Below are 15,892 nucleotides of genomic sequence, written 5' to 3'. Positions count from 1 at the left end.
CTTCCTTTGGAGGCTTATTTCTGATGCCATAAACATGACACCGGACGCCGAATCTGGCTGCCATGCATCCATATGCAGTATACTTCGCTAAAAGGCTGGGGAAATTGAAAGTCCATATATAACGGCTACCCGGACGCGCCTTTGTTCAACCAGGAAAAATCGAAACTGATGCAAACGAAAGGGCAGTTATCGAAATATCAAAGCTGCTTTTTCGTTTGCACCACCTTCGATTCTTTCCTTAACGATTTATTGGGACTATTTGAAGAATAAACTATATATGAGGAAGCTCCCATCAGTATATAAAGTATTGTCCATACGACAGGAAAGATAAATCCCGGTGGGCTGAAAGCTGGTTGAGTTAAAATAGAGTATGATGACATATTTCCGCTAAATAATGCAGACATTGTGCCAACCGCTAATGGGATAAGTATTGATATGATAAGAGCACTTTTATCTCGTATTTTCATATGGCCCTTATATAGATAATAGATAAGATATCCTTCAGATTTTAAGCCTATTAAGAGGTGTTATCTATATTGTTATAAGGACCAATGCATACCAAGGTATGAATGAAGTTATATTCCGGAGGACCTAAGTCCTCCGGAATATGGAGAGGTTAACACATATTATTTAATTCATAAAGAGAGACCACCTGGTTGTTACGGACTTGTTACATGCAATCGTTCAGTAATGGAATGATTGAATCCAGTTTTGCCTTTAATACGCCCTCGAGGCTTATAATCCGGTCCAGTGTAGACTGAACGGATGTATCAATGGCCACTAAGGTTTCGTAATCGCTATAAGCCGCAACGACCTTGCTTATTTTATCACACTCTGCATTCAATATGCAGGCAAGAGCCTGTTCTTCGTTAGCAATGGAGGTAGCAATCTCCAAAAGAATCGGGCATGGGCAGCTCCTTGGACATGTTGTTGGGCAATGAATATTTCTATCATCGGTCATTATAATTATCTCCTTTCTTATCTCTCTATCGAGATAATAATATTATATGGACTAGTATAACTCGATTTTAATAAGTTTACATTATTATCCTGAAAACCAAGGGAAACGTGCGCCCAAAGCACGGACACGTAAGCCAATAAATCAGATTACTACCAATGCTTAAATTGTAAGCTTATTTAAATCGAGTTATACTAGATGAAAAAGTGTGACAACCCCTGTATGAATGCAAGAAGACAATATATAATTTGGCGGAGATGTGCAATGCAACAGAATGCAGGAACTGTTACCAGTCTTTTGATGAAAATAAATGCATATTGAAGCATGCCAGTGGCCCCGATATTGCTAAGGGCTGTTTTGATAAAGAGAAGAGGTATGAGGGGACGGTCTGGGTTCGTTTTAAAAGATAGGAGGATTTTGGACATGCATGTAATGAAATAAGGGAGCGATTAAGGGAAGAGGTGAACTATGAGGTCAGGATTTACCTTATGGATACTAATGAAATGCAAAAACAGGTATATTCATGAAGTTTATACATTCTTAAAGTACAGTATACAAGGGACTACACAGGGTAACGGTCTGACGGGAGGTGTGCTGCCCGTCAGATTTTCCATGTAATGTTGATGGCTTCGCTTGTGGCGGCTATGGTGGTAATCATCAAATCCACCACCCGCCGCTTGTCGTCAAAGGATACGCTGTTCCAAGTGTCGAGGTAGCCGGAAATCTGGCTGACCTGTTCCGGGCTGATGGCTTCCACGGTCAAGTCCGCTATCCGCTTCACAAGTTCCTGCTTGCGCCCGTCCAGTTCCGCTATCTTCACATTCACATAGGAGAGCAGGACATTGTTCGCCCCCGTCAGGCTGTCCACCAGCTTTTCAATCTCGCCGTCCACATGGGCAAGTTCCACTTGCAGGGCGGCGATTTTAGGATTAGCCTTTGCCGCTTTCTTCCTGCCCGTCAGCATCTTGTGGCTTTCCAGCTTTTTTACCATCTGCTGATAGACTACCGTTTCCAGTTCGGCGGTGTAAATCTTGCCGCACCCGACGCAGCTTTTGTTGTCCAGCCGTTTCGTACAGCGGAGATATTGACGGCCTACCCGGTTGACGATACTCATAAGCGCATAGCCGCAGTTACCGCACTTGATTTTTCCTGCCAGCCATGTGTGGGTGGCTTTTCGGGCGGACTGGATTTTCATGTTGTTCATCAGCTTCTTGCGGCAGGCCAGCCATGTTTCCGACGGGACAATCCCCTCATGGGGCGCAAGCACTAACATCTGGTCTTTGAGATTGTGCAACTTGTCCGGCTTTACATCACGGCCTTGATAGAGGTAACACCCGTTCAAGCCGGTGAAGTCAGCGGCGTCATTGACAAGCACCGTCCCCTGGCTTTTGAAAAATTCGTACACATCAAGGTCTGCCTGCACATAGACGGGGTTGCGTAGCATCTGCGCCAGCGTGGGGCGTATTAATTCCTTGCCGTAGAACAAAATCCCCTGTTCCGCAAAGTACCGGGTAATGTCGCCATAGGAGGTTGCCGGGTCTGCGTACATCTCGAACATCAGCCGGATATTTACCGCTTCTTCCGGGTTTACCACCAGCTTCTTTGTGTTGATACCGTCCATCTTGATAGGCTCCGTATGGAAGCCGTAGGGGGCTTTGCCGCCCATCTTGAAGCCCCGCTGACTGCGGGAGTAGTAAGCGTCCGTCACCCGCTTCTGTATCGTTTCCCGTTCAAGCTGGGCGAACACGATACAGATATTCAGCATGGCCCGCCCCATCGGGGTGGAGGTATCAAACTTCTCTGTAGAGGAAACAAACTCCACATTGTACTGCTGGAGCAGTTCCATCATGTTGGCAAAGTCCAGAATGGAACGGCTGATACGGTCAAGTTTGTAAACAACGACCTTTGCAATCAAGCCCCGCTTAATGTCCCGCACCAACTCTTGAAATTTCGGGCGGTCTGTGTTCTTGCCGCTGTATCCTTTGTCTGTGTATTCCTTGCAGTTACCGCCTTTCAATTCGTATTTGCAAAACTCAATCTGGCTTTCAATGGAAATGCTGTCCTTTTTGTCAACCGATTGTCTTGCATAAATCGCGTCTATTCGATTGTTCATTTGTCGCTCCTTTTCTTCAAAAAGAAACGGAGCTGCTGACAATACTATTATACTGCCAGCAGCCCCGTAAATCAATGTTGCCTTTGGAAAACCTTACGCCCCGGCTTCCGCTGCCCGCCGCTTGTCGGCGTACTTGCGGAACACCTCATAAAGCTGTTGTTCCAACTCCCGGCGGTTCGCCGCTTCCTGCTCTGGGGTGAATACCGGGGAGAGATTTTCCAGCGTGATTTCTTTCCCTTGAAAGGTCACGACCTCTGTTTCTTTTTTATATCTGATATGCTCCATATTGCCTATAAAATCACCTATCCTTTCCGTACTGCTGTTGTTGTTTCAGTTCCGCCAGCACGTCCGGGGAAATACGCTCCACGAGCCGCTGGATATTATGTAATTCGCTTTCCAGCTTCGCTCGTTCCATTGTGTCCTGCATCTTGCCTTTTTCGCTGGCCTTTGCCCTTGCTTCCAGCTTCTTGTTTTCTTCCAGCAGGTCGGTAATCGTGACCTTGTACTTTTTCAACTGCCCGGAAAAGTTCTCCATCTGCGGGAACCACTTTTTCAGCATGGCGAGGGCTTCCTCTTTCTTCTTCCCTGCGTTCAGCGGGTTGATGCCATCCAGCGCCGCTTCAATCGCCCTTGCCTGTTTGGAGAGGGAAACCGCCTGTTTGAAAAGGCGGGTGGGGATATGCTTTCTGCCTGTCTTGCTGGCACTCTCCCCACGCTCCAAGTCAGGATATTTCTCTACCATGTAGGCGTGAAAATCGTCCTGCCACTTTGTGAGGTTGGCTCTGTTCCCGATAATCTCTTTGGCGCACAGGCGGTTGTCCTGTGTCAGAGGAACGAAGGTCAAATGCAGGTGGGGCGTTTTCTCGTCCATGTGTACCACCGCCGACACGATATTCTCCCGGCCTACCCGCTGGATAAGAAAGTCAGCCGTCCGCTGGAAAAAGGCTTGTATCTCCTTTGGGGGCTTGTCCTTGAAAAACTCTGGGCTGGCGGTTATCAGCGTATCGACAAACCGGGTGCTGTCCTTGCGTGTCCTGCACCCGGCCTGTTCAATGCGGCTCTGAATGAAGTGGTAATAGCGTCCCTCCGGCTTAACGATATGGAAATTGTACTTGCTCTTTGCTGTGTCAATATCCGGGTTGCTGGCATACTTTTCTTTCTGCCGTTCGTGATGGGCTTCCAGCGGCCTTGCCGGGTTGCCCTTGTGCTTTGCAAATCGCAGGATTGCGTATTGCGGCAATCTATCAATCCTCCCTCCTGCGGACAGTTTGGGGGCTGTTTCGGGGGCGGGGCGTACAAACACACAGCCCCGCCCCGAACAGCCCGGAAAAGTCCTTGATTTACGGGCTTTTGTCAGCCCCTATTTGTCCGTTTCCCTGCGCCGTTTCCGGTCGCTGGCGTTCTTCTGCCGCCTATGTACCCGTCTGGCGCAGGCTTCACAATATTTTGCCCGGTTGGAACGGGGGACGAAAGCCGCCCCGCATTCGGCGCACCGCTTCACGCTGGCGCTGCGGAATATCTCCGCCTCCAGCGCCTTGTCCTGTGGCAGCACTGCCCAGCGGAACCACTTGCAGCAGACGGAATAGGAGATAGACTGGGGGCAGACACATTCCTCCCCATCGTCCAGCAACAGGCAGTTGCCGTTATCGTAGTTGCAGCAGGTTTTGCGAATGAGGGCGTTTGCCCGTCTGCGCTGCGCCGGGGTCATGCGGGGCAAGCCGCCGCCCGGTGTGCGCTCTATCCCTGGTATTTTTTTGCTCATGCGTTCCTCCATTTTCGCTTTACTGCCGTTTTCCCCGAAAGCCGTTCCTACCCCATTCCTGCGGCGTATCCCGGCATTGGTACGCTCTCCCTACTTCGGGACAGTGGCCAGAAGCGGGGTCACGGCGTACTTCCCCAGCCGGTAATATCTCTTTCGGACGGTCATTCACTTGTGCTTGTCCATCGATGAACTAACACAAGTCTACACTTTTTTGACCGCCCGTCCCGTATATCCGAAAGGTTGGAAATCCCGCTGGAAAACACACTATTTCCACGCTCTCGGAATTGTGGTAGAATGAAAGAAACCGTAAGCTGACAAGGAGGGCGAGCCATGAAAATGCCAACAGAAAAAATGGATACGGCTATGTTTGCCCCCTGCGGCATGAACTGTTTGGTCTGCTATAAGCATTGTTATCATAAAAAGCCGTGTGCCGGTTGCTTGAACAGCGACATGGGCAAACCGGAACACTGCCGCAAATGCAAGATAAAAGATTGTATCAAGGGCAAAGGGCTGTCCTATTGTTTTGAATGTCCCGATTATCCTTGCAAGCTGATTAAAAACCTTGAAAAAAGTTACAACAAAAGGTATCAGGCGAGCCTTATGGAGAACAGCGAGTTTGTTCGTCAGCACGGTTTGGAAAGGTTCATGGAACAGCAGAAAGGGAAATATACTTGTCCCAAATGCGGAGGTATCATTTCTATCCATGACAGAGAGTGCAGCGAGTGTCAAGAAAGCATGAAATAAGCATAAGAGGGGGTGTGTAGATTGGCGTTGACAATACAGGAACGCTTGAAAGACCTGCGTGTGGAGCGTGGGCTGACGCTGGAACAGCTTGCGGAGCAGACACAACTCTCCAAGTCTGCGCTGGGCAGCTATGAAGCGGACGACTTCAAGGACATCAGCCACTATGCCCTTATCAAGCTGGCGAAGTTTTACGGCGTGACCGCTGATTATCTGTTAGGGCTGACCGAAACAAAAAGTCACCCAAACGCCGATCTTGCAGACCTGCGTTTGAGTGATGAAATGATTGACCTGCTGAAAAGTGGGCGAATTGATACCGCCTTGCTTTGTGAACTGGCGGCGCACCCGGATTTTGTCAAGCTGCTGGCCGATATACAGATTTATGTTGAGGGTATCGCCGCAACACAGATACAGAACTTGAACGCATGGGTAGATGTGGCGAGGGCCGAAATTATGGAGAAGTACCAGCCGGGGGAGCATGACAAGACCGCTGGTGTCCTGCAAGCCGCCCATGTGCGGGAGGGCGACTATTTCAGCAGCCGGGTACATCACGACATAGACGCTATTATGGAGGACATACGGGAAGCACACAGGGGCAGGAGCGACAGCGCCCCGGAGAATACCATTGTGGACGAACTCAAGCGGGATTTGGAGGAAGTGGCGAACTTCAAAGGCAGTCGGGCGGAACACCTGTTGATGGTGTTGTGTAAGCAGACAAAACTGCGCTACACCAAGCTGACGGAGGAAGAAAAACAATGGCTGACCCGGATTGTACAAAAATCCGAGTTGACGAAAAGCTATGTGCCGCAACGGGGAAAACGGAAATAGCGAGCGACAATCGAGAAATTGCGAGGTAAAAAGTAATGTGTGGATTGATGTTAGTTAGGCCATGTAAACTTTATGCAGAACAAGTAATGTCATACAAAGAAGAAATGTCACAAAATGGGGATAGCTTTGACGGTTGTGCAGGACTTGAAGATGTCTATTCATTTGATGAATGGATTGATTTTGAAGGAAGATTAAGAAAAAAGTATAAAACTGGATATGTTCCATCAGAAGTGTTTTTAGCGGTAAGACAAAGTGACAAATTTCTTGTCGGAATGATTGATTTTCGTCACCCATTATCGGATTTTCTTAAAAATTATGGGGGCAATATTGGATATAGTATTCGTCCATCAGAAAGGCAAAAAGGGTACGCGTCTGAAATGCTAAAACTGGTTTTGCCCATTTGTCGCGACTTCGGAGAAAGTAAGGTTTTATTAACCTGCGATAAAGGAAATGTAGCTTCACAAAGAACGATTATTAAAAATGGTGGGATGTTGGAGAACGAAATTTCTGATACAGTAGGTTTAAGTAAAAGTGGAATAATACAAAGATATTGGATTTCATTATAACATCTTTCAACAATTCCTCGTCTGGGAGATAGCAAAGCCAGCCGAGCCAGTCAACGGTCAAGATGAACGGCGCTTACAGCGCCGCCGTTGACAGCCTCGCCCGTCTTTGCTTATGAGTAATCAAGGCGGGAAAGCCCTAAAATGGCTTTCCCGCCCACTCTAATTTTGAGAGAACGGACAGCCTCAAAATAACTTTGACGGCGGACAAGCACAGTATGGGATTGTCCGTCTTGTCTACCCATTCAGCGGGACGGGCGGCGGCGGTCAAGGTCGGGCGTAAGCCCGTTCATTTCAGCCTTGACGGTTGCCGTCCGTTCTGCTATTTTTGCCGAGTGTCTATACACAACATCGGGCTAACTTGACCCGATGTCCAAGCGGGGGCGAGGGCCGGGGGCTTCATATACGCCCTGTCTGCTGGCGAAAACAGTCCTGCGCTTGTGGCATCCCGCCCCGCAAGCACAGCCTGTTTTCCTGCCGCTTCAAATGCCGTTGCCCTCCACGGCGGCAACGGCATTTTCACGGCAACGCCGACAGAGCGTATAACACACTACACTTTGCTTCGCAAAGTCGTGTGCCAAGGGGCAAGCCCCTTTGGATTCCCCAGACAACAAAACAGGCGGTATGCTGCCCTCTCCGGGAGCATACCGCCGTTTGTTGTTAGCAGCCCGTTTCACGGTCTGCGTGTAGTCTCTTGTAAACTGACCTAAATAGACATTTTAACTGTTCAAAAAATAGTAAAAAGTCGCAACTTTTTTGAAATGTATTACGTCTAATATTATGAATTTATAAAAGACAAGGAGGTTTTAAATCATGAAAAAAAGGAGTATATTAGTTGCAGCTTGTGTAACACTGATGTTAGCTACAGGTTGCTCTGCACAGGAAAGGACAACATCCTCTGCAGTGTCCACACAGATGGTTAGCACTTCCAGGACGGAAAGCACATCGGATGCATCCTCTGCTGAAAATGACATGGCTGCAGAAAACGAGTCGACTATCACAGGCATTATCAGCGACATTAAGGATTTTATGTTTACTATCACTGATGAGAATGGAGTTGATTATGCAATTAGCTTTGAGGGAGAAAAGCCAGAGGGATTGTCTTCTGTCAAAGAAGGGGATACAGTTTCTGTGATTTATACAGGAAAACTAGAAGAAACAGAAGCATTCACCGGAACTGTGATTTCTGTGACAAAAAAGTAGTAGGTTTTAATTGTTAACTGGAAAAGTTTTGTACTAGTATAACTCGATTTTAATAAGTTTACATTATTATCCTGAAAACCAAGGGAAACGTGCGCCCAAAGCACGGACACGTAAGCCAAGAAATCAGATTACTACCAATGCTTAAATTGTAAGCTTATTTAAATCGAGTTATACTAGTTAAAGAAGGAAGGACAGTTATAAAGAAGGCGCCGTAAAGGCGCCTTTTGTTAATCAAGATAATATTTTACAATATAATGAGATAGTGCGGCTATAAATGTTTTATTTCATCGAAGATTTCCGATTCATCAGAGTTTATAAAAATCTCCTTGGTAACGAAAAATGCCTCTCGGCGGTCCCTGCGGCCGACAACATCACATGTCGCTTAAACGTTAATTCGGTTACATGATGCAGGCGGGATCGGGACGTGTAAACAGACCTGCCTGATTTCATGCCATTTTCTACTTTCTGATACCGCCCTATTAGACACGGTAAAGTCACAAATATGCTGAAAAACAACGTAAAACCGTACTTTTTAGTCCCACAATATTAAGGAATCGTTAATAATTATTGTTTTGCATTCCTTCCCAATATATGGTACACTGAGTCCTGTATCATATATTGTTTTTTACGGGAGCGGTTGCGGCGATGCTGGAGATATCAGGGATTTACAAGTCCTATCACAGACAGAATATTTTAGCGGGAGTGGACCTGACGGTGGCTCCGGGAGAATGTGTGGGCATCGTGGGGTATAACGGCTGCGGCAAGACTACTCTTTTGTCCATTCTGGCAGGCGCCCAGAAAGCGGACCGGGGCATCATTCTATACAACGGCAGGGAAGCGTCGGGCCATCCGCGGGTATTCGCGGAGGAGGCGGCTTATGTGCCTCAGGAGAATCCGCTTATGGAGGAACTGACTGTAAGGGATAACCTGCTTTTGTGGTACAGGGGAAGCAGGAAGCAGATGGAATCGGATTTGAAAGGCGGAGCGGCTTCCATGCTGGGTGTGGACCGCATGCTGGACCGGACGGTGGGAAAGCTTTCCGGCGGAATGAAGAAGCGGCTCGGCATAGCATGTGCTTTGTCCAATCATGCTCCTGTCCTTATTATGGATGAGCCAGGGGCTGCCCTGGATTTGGAGTGCAAGGAAGTTATCCGGAACTATCTCAGGGAATATATGGCTTCAGGCGGGGCTGTCATACTGACATCCCATGAGCTGGCGGAGCTGGCCCTGTGTACGAAGATGTACATACTAAAAGGCGGAGTTTTAAGCGGAATCGATTGTGGCCTGTCGGCAAAAGAGCTGATTAGCCAATTTCGATAGATTCAAAACGAAAGGGCAGCCGCTGCGGCAGCATACAGGGCAGCGGGAAGATCCTTTTACAAGGGAGGAGAGAGAAATATGAAATGTACCAAGTGTGGAGCAGAGCAGGAAGCAGATGTGAAATTCTGCACCCAGTGCGGGGCTCCGATGGAACAGGACAATCAGACACCGGAAGACAACGGTCCGGACCCGGCAAAAGAAGAACCGGCAGCCGAAGCAGAGGCTGTAAAAGCGGAAGAACCAGCGGCAGAGGCTGTAAAAGAGGAAGAACCGGCGGCCGAAGCGGAAACCGTAAAAGAGGAAGAGCCGGCTCCAACAGCTGTGACCGTGCCGGCAGAACCCCAGCCAAATAAGAAGTTTATCAAGGTATTGTCTGCCGTTGTCGCCATTGCCGCTGTCATTGCCGTTGTGGCGCTGGCTTATGTGAAGATGGCCACAAAGGACCCCAAGCAGGTTGTCATTGAAGCCTTTGAAAATGTGTTCCCGGAAGGACAGGTTTATCCCTCTGAGGAGCTGTTTGGACTGAAGGACTTTGCTGAGACAGTGAAGACAGCAGACAGCCAGGGCGGTCTGACACTTAAGATGGACAGCTGCTCGGATGAGACGGTCAATGCCTATGCGGGAAGCGGACTGCGCTTCCAGGCAAAGGACGACAAGACCAATGGCAGGAGCTTCTTCAATATGGGAGTAATCTACAGCGGAATGGACCTTGCCAATCTGAACGCATATTATGGGGATGACACCCTGATGCTTGCGATTCCGGAGCTGTCCGGCAAGGTGTTTACCGTGGACCTGGGAGATGGGCTGGCAGACCGTATTAAGAATTCCCCGACCGTGGGACCTCTGCTGGAGCAGAACGGCGTGGATGTGGAAGGCATGGCCGCTTATTTCACGGAGCTGATGGACGAGGCTGAAAAGGTGCAGACAGAAGGCAAACAGCCCTTTGACATGGAGGCGCTGATTAACCGTTATAAAGAAGGGTGCAAGGCCCAGGAGAATTTCAAGGCTGCCCTGACGGTTGAAAAGGCAGATAAGGGAACCTACACCATGGATGGCGCGCAGGTGAGCTGCAAGGGATACAATGTGACTGTCAGCAAAGATTCCATGATTGAATTCATTCGTCAGTCCTCTGATTTCTTCCTTCAGGATGAGACCCTGAAAGCAGACTTTATGCGTCAGCTGGAGACCACCGTGAAGATGAGCGAGCTTATGGGCGGAACCATGTCGGGAACCGGAAATATGTCCGCAGAGGAGATGCAGCAGCAGTCCTACGAGGAGGCAAAGAATATGGTGGACCAGATGATAGAATATCTGGACAAGGCGCTGACCGATGTAAACATGACGGTTTATGTGGATAAGAAGGGACGTCTGGCAGCAGTGGAGGGCTCCACCAATCTCCGTTTGGATGATACAGATGTTTCCGAAGAGGGATACCGTGCAGTGACCTTTAGCTGCCAGCTTCAGGGCGGAGCCTATCTGACCCAGAATGCTCTGGCCAGCATCACGCTGGAGGATGCCACGGATACGGTGAGTATTGATATGGTGAAGCAGGGAACCTACGATAAAAGCGTACTGACCAGCGACCTTTCACTGGATCTGTCTGTTCCGGGTGATGGGGCTTATAATTTTACATATACCAGTACGTATGATTCCAAGGATGGAAGCTACCACCTGTCAGGCGAAGTGGGAGGAAATGGTTCGCAGCTTGTGAAGATTTCCGCAACAGGCGCAGTGGACCAGCTGGAAAAGGGCAAATCCGTCCATGTGAACATAGATTCTCTGGAGACATCCATTATGGATGATTCCGTGAATGTGGTTCTCAGCGGTGAATACTACTACCAGCCGCTGGAAGGTGAAATCAGTCCTTTAGAGGGCGAGACCATGAATGTGCTGTCTGCCACGGAAGAGGAATGGACCAATGTAGGGATGGAAATGCTGTTTGGCGTCATGGGATTATGCAGCCAGCTGGGAATATCCATGTACTAATAAGATAAAAGGAATGGGAAGATATGTCTGCACGTCTGGTTTATCTCAGGCTTGAGCTGAAACGAGCATGTAAAAAGCTTCCCCACATCTTTGCAGGGGCAATCGTGCTGTTACTTTTAGCGGGTACGATTGCCCTTTTGTCAGCCAGGATGCTGTATGGGGAGACATCGGCAGGGAGGATTACCGTAGGGGTAGTGCTTCCTGAAGGAGATGCGGTGGCGAAAAAGGCGCTGGCCATGGTCAGTTCGCTGGAAAGCGTCAAGAGCATCTGCGATTTTGAATATATGAATAAAGAGGAATGCCTGGATAAGCTGAATGCAGGGAAACTATACGCGGTGATGGAGGTGCCGGAGGGTTTTGTGCAGGATATTATGAACGGAACCAATACTCCGGTGAAAATTCTGCTGCCCAGGGGAACCGGTCTGGAAAGCCGCATTTTCAAGGAACTGACCGACGCGGGCGCCTCCACTCTGGGAGCCGGCCAGGCGGGAATCTATGCGGGAGACGAACTGCTGTACCTTTATGGCATGGCTGATTCGGTGAGCGGCCTGGAGGCGGACCTGAACCGGATTTACATGGGTTACAGTCTGCCGCGTATGGATTACTTTAAGAATGTAAGGGTCAGCGCCACCGGCGATGTGGATACGATTCACTTTTACGGCATCAGCACCGCTGTGCTGTTCCTGCTGCTTAGCGCCATTCCGGTGTCAGCTTATCTTGCCTCAGGCTCCGCGTCCATGAAGGGTCAGTTGGCCCTTATAGGAGTGGGAAAAGGGACGCTGATTGCGGCAAGGATGTTGGGGCTGGGGATGCTGTTTATGGCGGTGGCCCTGTGTACAGCCCTGGGAGCGTCCTTTGCGGGACTGATAGAATTAAACCTGCCTGGACTGGCTGCCCTGCTGATGGTCTGCCTGGGGGCGGCGTCCATGGTGGTATTTATCTATCAGGCGGCCGGAAGCCTTATGGGAGGCGTTATGCTGCTGTTTCTGGCGGTGACTGCCATGCACTTTCTGTCGGGAGGATTTCTTCCCCTGGTGTTCCTGCCCGCCACCTTCCGGGCCGCGGCGCCGTTTCTGCCCAACTATATGCTGATGGAGGGAATGAAGCTGGTGGTTACGTCGTCCTTTAGCCTGGCAGTAATCATGAAGCTGGCAGCCCTGGCCCTGGCAGGGTTTCTGCTCAGCGTGGGAGCGGAGGTGGTCAGGGAATGAAGCGGGCCGCTATGTGGTTTTTTCTGTCATGCAAGCGTTATATGAGAAAATGGTCCTTTCTGTTTATCCTCCTGCTCCTGCCCCTGGGGGTGCTGGCAGCAGGCCAGGCCCAGAAAAAGGGGAGCCGGGACGTGAACATAGCCATCAGTGTGGAGGAGAGCGGGGAGAACGCGCTGGGCAATGCCCTGGCGGACAGCCTTGTGAACCGGCCGAGAGGAGAGGACGCGGGAATGTTCCGCTTCTATCTGTGCCGCGGCGAGGAAGCGGTAAAGGCAGAAGTGGCATCCCGGCGGGCGGAATGCGGTTATGTGGTATATGCCGGACTGGAGGAGAAGCTGGATGCCAAATCCTATAAGCGTTCCATTGGCGTATATTCGGCGCCGTCCACCGTGGCTGCGGCCCTTTCCACGGAGACCGTGTTTGCCGCTCTTATGGAGATATACGATGGGGAATTGCTGGCGGATTATGTGGCTGAAAATGAATTGTTTGACCCTCTGGGAACGGCAGGCGGCGAAGCCAGGGAGAAAGCAGCCGCACAGGCAAGGGAGCTTTACGCAAAATGGCTGGAGAGCGGTTCCACCTTCCGGTTTCAGTACCAGTTCCAGGGCAGGGATGGAGAGGACAGAGACGTTGCCGGCAGCCAGCCAGATGTATTTCCCGTCAGAGGTCTGGTGGCTGTTTATGTGTTCGTCACCGGTCTGTATGGGGCTGTAGTCATGTGCGGTGATGAGGAGCGGGGATTGTTCCTTCCGCTTTCATACGGATACAGGATACCCTGCCGTGTGGCTTCCATGGCGGCTCCTGCTGTCATGGCCGGCGTATCAGGCCTGCTGGCCTTGTGGGCGGGAGGCGTGATGACATCCCTGCCAGGAGAGGCCGCGGTTATGGCCGTTTACTGCTGCGTTGTCATAGGGGCGGCCTGGATTCTGCGCCTGGTATGCCGCAGGCAGCAGGTCCTCTGCTGCATCATACCATTTCTGGTCATTGGAAGCCTTGTATTCTGCCCTGTTTTTGTGGATGCAGGGAGGTTCTTTCCGGGACTGGACCAGGTGGGCGGGCTGTTTCCGCCGTGGTATTATCTGCAGGTATTCAGGTGATTTGAAAATTGGATATAGTAAGATGTGAATGCTGAAATACAACAAAGCATACGCATACCGAAAACCGGGGCCAAAATCCTCCATCACGGATTTCAGCCCCGGTTTTAATCCCTATATCAGTCTTTGGTAAAGTACATGGAGATTCCCTGTCCGCCGCCAATGCACATGCTTACCATGGCATCCTTTTTGCCGGTCCGCTGCAGTTCATAAAGCACCTTTACAGCCAGGATAACGCCGGTTGCGCCGATGGGATGGCCGATGGAGATTCCTCCGCCGTAAATATTTACTTTATCGGGATCCAGACCAAGGTCGCGCCGTACGGCAAAGGCCTGGCTTGCAAAGGCCTCGTTGATTTCAAACATATCAATGGCCTTAAGGTCCAATCCCAGTTTGGCTGCCAGCTTTTCGCTGGAGAGCTTGGGAGCGTATCCCATGACGGCCCCGTCGTTGCCGGCGACCGTGTAGCCTTTAATGGTAAGGAGAGGCTTGACGCCCAGGGCGTTTGCCTTTTCCCTGGACATGACAACCACTGCGGCAGCGCCGTCATTCAAGCTGGAGGAATTACCCGCGGTTACGGTTCCGCCCTTTACAAAGCACGGTTTTAAGCGCTCCAGCTTTTCTATGGTCTGGCTGGCCCTGGGGCCTTCGTCAGTGTCAAAGACAGTAATGTTTCCTTTTCTGTCCTTTAATTCCACCGGAAGAATTTCATCTTTGAATTTACCGGCTTCGATGGCTGCCGCTGCCCTCAGGTGGCTTTCCAGGGCATACTGGTCCTGCTCCTGGCGGGTCACATTGTATTTCTCGGCTACATTTTCAGCTGTCACGCCATTGTGGTAGGGGCCTAAGGGCCAGGTCAATATATCGATGACGCCGTCCTCAAACACCTTGTGTCCCATCCTGGTGCCCCAGCGGGCGTCCTTTACGTAGTAGGGAAGCTGGGAAATGTTCTCGGTGCCCGCAGCAACCACCACGTCCGCAAATCCTGTCTGTATCTCCATCATTGCGTCGGCAATGGCTTGAAGGCCCGAACCGCACTGACGGTTGACGGAATACGCGCATGTTGATTCGGGAAGCCCGGCCTTCAGGCTGACGGCCCTGGCCACAAAACCGCATTCCGCAATCTGGCCCACCTGGCCTACGATGGTCTCATCTACATCAGAGGGCTCTATACCGGCACGCTTCACTGCCTCTTTTACAGCCATGGCGCCCATATCAATGGCGGAAATATCCTTGAGGCTTCCGCCGAAAGAGCCGACGGGAAGCCGGACTCCGCTGACAATTACTACTTCTTTTAAATTTTCCATATCCGTATCCTCCTACTGTTTTATATGATTAAAGAATCATGCCGCCGCCCACGTTGATTACTTCGCCTGTTATGTAGTCTGCCTCGTCAGAAGCCAGGAAAGCAACCATGTTGGCTACGTCCCCAGGGCTGCCGGCTCTGCCCATAGGTATCTTGCTTATCATGGTATCCCATACCTTTTCAGGTACGCCGCGGGTCATGTCCGTGTCGATAAAACCGGGGCAGATGGCATTGCAGGTGACGCCCTTTCTTGCCAGCTCACGGCAGGCTGTCTTGGTAAGGCCCACTACGCCGGCTTTGGAGGCGGCATAATTGGCCTGTCCGATATTCCCCAGCCAGCTGGCGGAGGAGATGTTGATGATGGCGCCGCTTCCCTTTTCCCTCATAATCTGAGCCGCATACTGGACACAGTAGAATGTGCCGGTCAGGTTGACCGCGATGACCTGATCCCACTGTTCCGCGGTCATTTTGTGCAGCATGGCGTCACGGTTGATTCCGGCGTTGTTGACAATGACATCCAATGTGCCGAAAGACTCCACGGTAAAGTCCATCATTGCCTTTACCTCGTCCTGCTTGGCTATATTGACAGCAAAGGCCTTGGCTGTGCTGCCTAAAGCGTTAATTTCATCAGCGGTTGCAGAGGCTGTTTCCATTGACATGTCTGCTGCGATGACCTTGGCGCCTTCGGCCGCCAGTTTTAAGGCAATTCCCTTTCCCAGACCGCGGCCTGCACCTGTTACAATTGCGGTTTTGTTTTCTAGTCTCATGACAAATCCTCCTTTAATATGAATATGTTATTGGAACTGT

The 15,892-nt window shown here is 50.3% G+C and carries 15 protein-coding genes and 1 pseudogene; 8 read left to right on the top strand and 8 right to left on the bottom strand.

Annotated elements, in window-relative coordinates; translation table 11 throughout:
- Nucleotides 1-242: 242 nt before the first annotated feature.
- From LA360_RS31720 to LA360_RS28345, 6 genes and pseudogenes are all read right to left on the bottom strand, one after another.
- Nucleotides 243-467: pseudogene (locus tag LA360_RS31720) on the bottom strand (TspO/MBR family protein); the annotation flags it as partial.
- 203 nt (nt 468-670) lie between these two features.
- Nucleotides 671-961, bottom strand: coding sequence for an alpha-helical endospore appendage domain-containing protein (locus LA360_RS28365; protein ID WP_003523167.1), 291 nt, complete (start codon nt 959-961; stop codon nt 671-673).
- A gap of 598 nt (nt 962-1,559) precedes the next feature.
- Complete coding sequence (locus LA360_RS28360; protein WP_112482545.1) at nt 1,560-3,071, bottom strand: recombinase family protein; 1,512 nt, start codon at nt 3,069-3,071, stop codon at nt 1,560-1,562.
- Between the two features lie 93 nt (nt 3,072-3,164).
- On the bottom strand, nt 3,165-3,356 hold the full coding sequence (locus LA360_RS28355) for a hypothetical protein (protein WP_057572607.1): 192 nt from the start codon (nt 3,354-3,356) through the stop codon (nt 3,165-3,167).
- 13 nt (nt 3,357-3,369) lie between these two features.
- A complete protein-coding gene (gene mobV / locus LA360_RS28350; RefSeq protein WP_057572608.1) occupies nt 3,370-4,311 on the bottom strand; it encodes a MobV family relaxase in 942 nt (313 codons plus the stop codon).
- A 120-nt stretch (nt 4,312-4,431) separates the two neighbouring features.
- A complete protein-coding gene (locus LA360_RS28345) occupies nt 4,432-4,833 on the bottom strand; it encodes a cysteine-rich VLP domain-containing protein (RefSeq protein ID WP_089774948.1) in 402 nt (133 codons plus the stop codon).
- A 330-nt stretch (nt 4,834-5,163) separates the two neighbouring features.
- Between LA360_RS28345 and LA360_RS28340 the strand changes: the two genes are divergently transcribed.
- The 8 genes from LA360_RS28340 (at nt 5,164) to LA360_RS28305 (ending at nt 13,782) form a co-directional block, all read left to right on the top strand.
- Nucleotides 5,164-5,577 (top strand): DUF3795 domain-containing protein, encoded by a 414-nt coding sequence (locus LA360_RS28340; protein ID WP_057572610.1) that lies wholly within the window; start codon nt 5,164-5,166, stop codon nt 5,575-5,577.
- Between the two features lie 21 nt (nt 5,578-5,598).
- Complete coding sequence (locus LA360_RS28335; protein WP_057572611.1) at nt 5,599-6,402, top strand: helix-turn-helix domain-containing protein; 804 nt, start codon at nt 5,599-5,601, stop codon at nt 6,400-6,402.
- 86 nt (nt 6,403-6,488) lie between these two features.
- Nucleotides 6,489-6,968 carry a GNAT family N-acetyltransferase gene (locus tag LA360_RS28330; protein WP_330378533.1) on the top strand — a complete coding sequence of 160 codons (480 nt, stop codon included), beginning with the start codon at nt 6,489-6,491 and terminating at the stop codon, nt 6,966-6,968.
- Nucleotides 6,969-7,778: 810 nt separating this feature from the next.
- On the top strand, nt 7,779-8,168 hold the full coding sequence (locus tag LA360_RS28325) for a hypothetical protein (RefSeq protein WP_022202716.1): 390 nt from the start codon (nt 7,779-7,781) through the stop codon (nt 8,166-8,168).
- 645 nt (nt 8,169-8,813) lie between these two features.
- Nucleotides 8,814-9,488: an ABC transporter ATP-binding protein gene (locus LA360_RS28320; RefSeq protein WP_057572748.1), complete on the top strand. Its 675-nt coding sequence runs from the start codon at nt 8,814-8,816 to the stop codon at nt 9,486-9,488.
- A 78-nt stretch (nt 9,489-9,566) separates the two neighbouring features.
- On the top strand, nt 9,567-11,474 hold the full coding sequence (locus LA360_RS28315) for a zinc ribbon domain-containing protein (RefSeq protein WP_112482547.1): 1,908 nt from the start codon (nt 9,567-9,569) through the stop codon (nt 11,472-11,474).
- A gap of 23 nt (nt 11,475-11,497) precedes the next feature.
- Complete coding sequence (locus LA360_RS28310) at nt 11,498-12,685, top strand: ABC transporter permease (protein ID WP_022202719.1); 1,188 nt, start codon at nt 11,498-11,500, stop codon at nt 12,683-12,685.
- Nucleotides 12,682-13,782: a hypothetical protein gene (locus tag LA360_RS28305; protein WP_022202720.1), complete on the top strand. Its 1,101-nt coding sequence runs from the start codon at nt 12,682-12,684 to the stop codon at nt 13,780-13,782. Before LA360_RS28310 ends, LA360_RS28305 begins: the two co-directional genes overlap by 4 nt.
- A gap of 116 nt (nt 13,783-13,898) precedes the next feature.
- Here LA360_RS28305 and LA360_RS28300 read toward each other — a convergent pair whose 3' ends face one another.
- Nucleotides 13,899-15,086: a thiolase family protein gene (locus LA360_RS28300; RefSeq protein WP_022202721.1), complete on the bottom strand. Its 1,188-nt coding sequence runs from the start codon at nt 15,084-15,086 to the stop codon at nt 13,899-13,901.
- A gap of 28 nt (nt 15,087-15,114) precedes the next feature.
- On the bottom strand, nt 15,115-15,852 hold the full coding sequence (gene fabG, locus LA360_RS28295; protein ID WP_022202722.1) for a 3-oxoacyl-ACP reductase FabG: 738 nt from the start codon (nt 15,850-15,852) through the stop codon (nt 15,115-15,117).
- Nucleotides 15,853-15,892: the final 40 nt, after the last annotated feature.

The sequence above is a fragment of the Enterocloster clostridioformis genome (assembly GCF_020297485.1).
GTDB classification, from domain to species: Bacteria; Bacillota; Clostridia; order Lachnospirales; family Lachnospiraceae; genus Enterocloster; species Enterocloster clostridioformis.
Note: the sequence above shows the minus strand (reverse complement) of the source record. Positions and strands in the feature narration are given on the sequence as shown.

Bases quoted from the DNA above. Each gene is read 5' to 3' on its own strand.
- LA360_RS28365 (WP_003523167.1), bottom strand. From the start codon at position 961: ATGACCGATGATAGAAATATTCATTGCCCAACAACATGTCCAAGGAGC.
- LA360_RS28360 (WP_112482545.1), bottom strand. From the start codon at position 3,071: ATGAACAATCGAATAGACGCGATTTATGCAAGACAATCGGTTGACAAA.
- LA360_RS28355 (WP_057572607.1), bottom strand. From the start codon at position 3,356: ATGGAGCATATCAGATATAAAAAAGAAACAGAGGTCGTGACCTTTCAA.
- LA360_RS28345 (WP_089774948.1), bottom strand. From the start codon at position 4,833: ATGAGCAAAAAAATACCAGGGATAGAGCGCACACCGGGCGGCGGCTTG.
- LA360_RS28340 (WP_057572610.1), top strand. From the start codon at position 5,164: ATGAAAATGCCAACAGAAAAAATGGATACGGCTATGTTTGCCCCCTGC.
- LA360_RS28330 (WP_330378533.1), top strand. From the start codon at position 6,489: ATGTCATACAAAGAAGAAATGTCACAAAATGGGGATAGCTTTGACGGT.
- LA360_RS28325 (WP_022202716.1), top strand. From the start codon at position 7,779: ATGAAAAAAAGGAGTATATTAGTTGCAGCTTGTGTAACACTGATGTTA.
- LA360_RS28320 (WP_057572748.1), top strand. From the start codon at position 8,814: ATGCTGGAGATATCAGGGATTTACAAGTCCTATCACAGACAGAATATT.
- LA360_RS28315 (WP_112482547.1), top strand. From the start codon at position 9,567: ATGAAATGTACCAAGTGTGGAGCAGAGCAGGAAGCAGATGTGAAATTC.
- LA360_RS28310 (WP_022202719.1), top strand. From the start codon at position 11,498: ATGTCTGCACGTCTGGTTTATCTCAGGCTTGAGCTGAAACGAGCATGT.
- LA360_RS28305 (WP_022202720.1), top strand. From the start codon at position 12,682: ATGAAGCGGGCCGCTATGTGGTTTTTTCTGTCATGCAAGCGTTATATG.
- LA360_RS28300 (WP_022202721.1), bottom strand. From the start codon at position 15,086: ATGGAAAATTTAAAAGAAGTAGTAATTGTCAGCGGAGTCCGGCTTCCC.
- fabG (WP_022202722.1), bottom strand. From the start codon at position 15,852: ATGAGACTAGAAAACAAAACCGCAATTGTAACAGGTGCAGGCCGCGGT.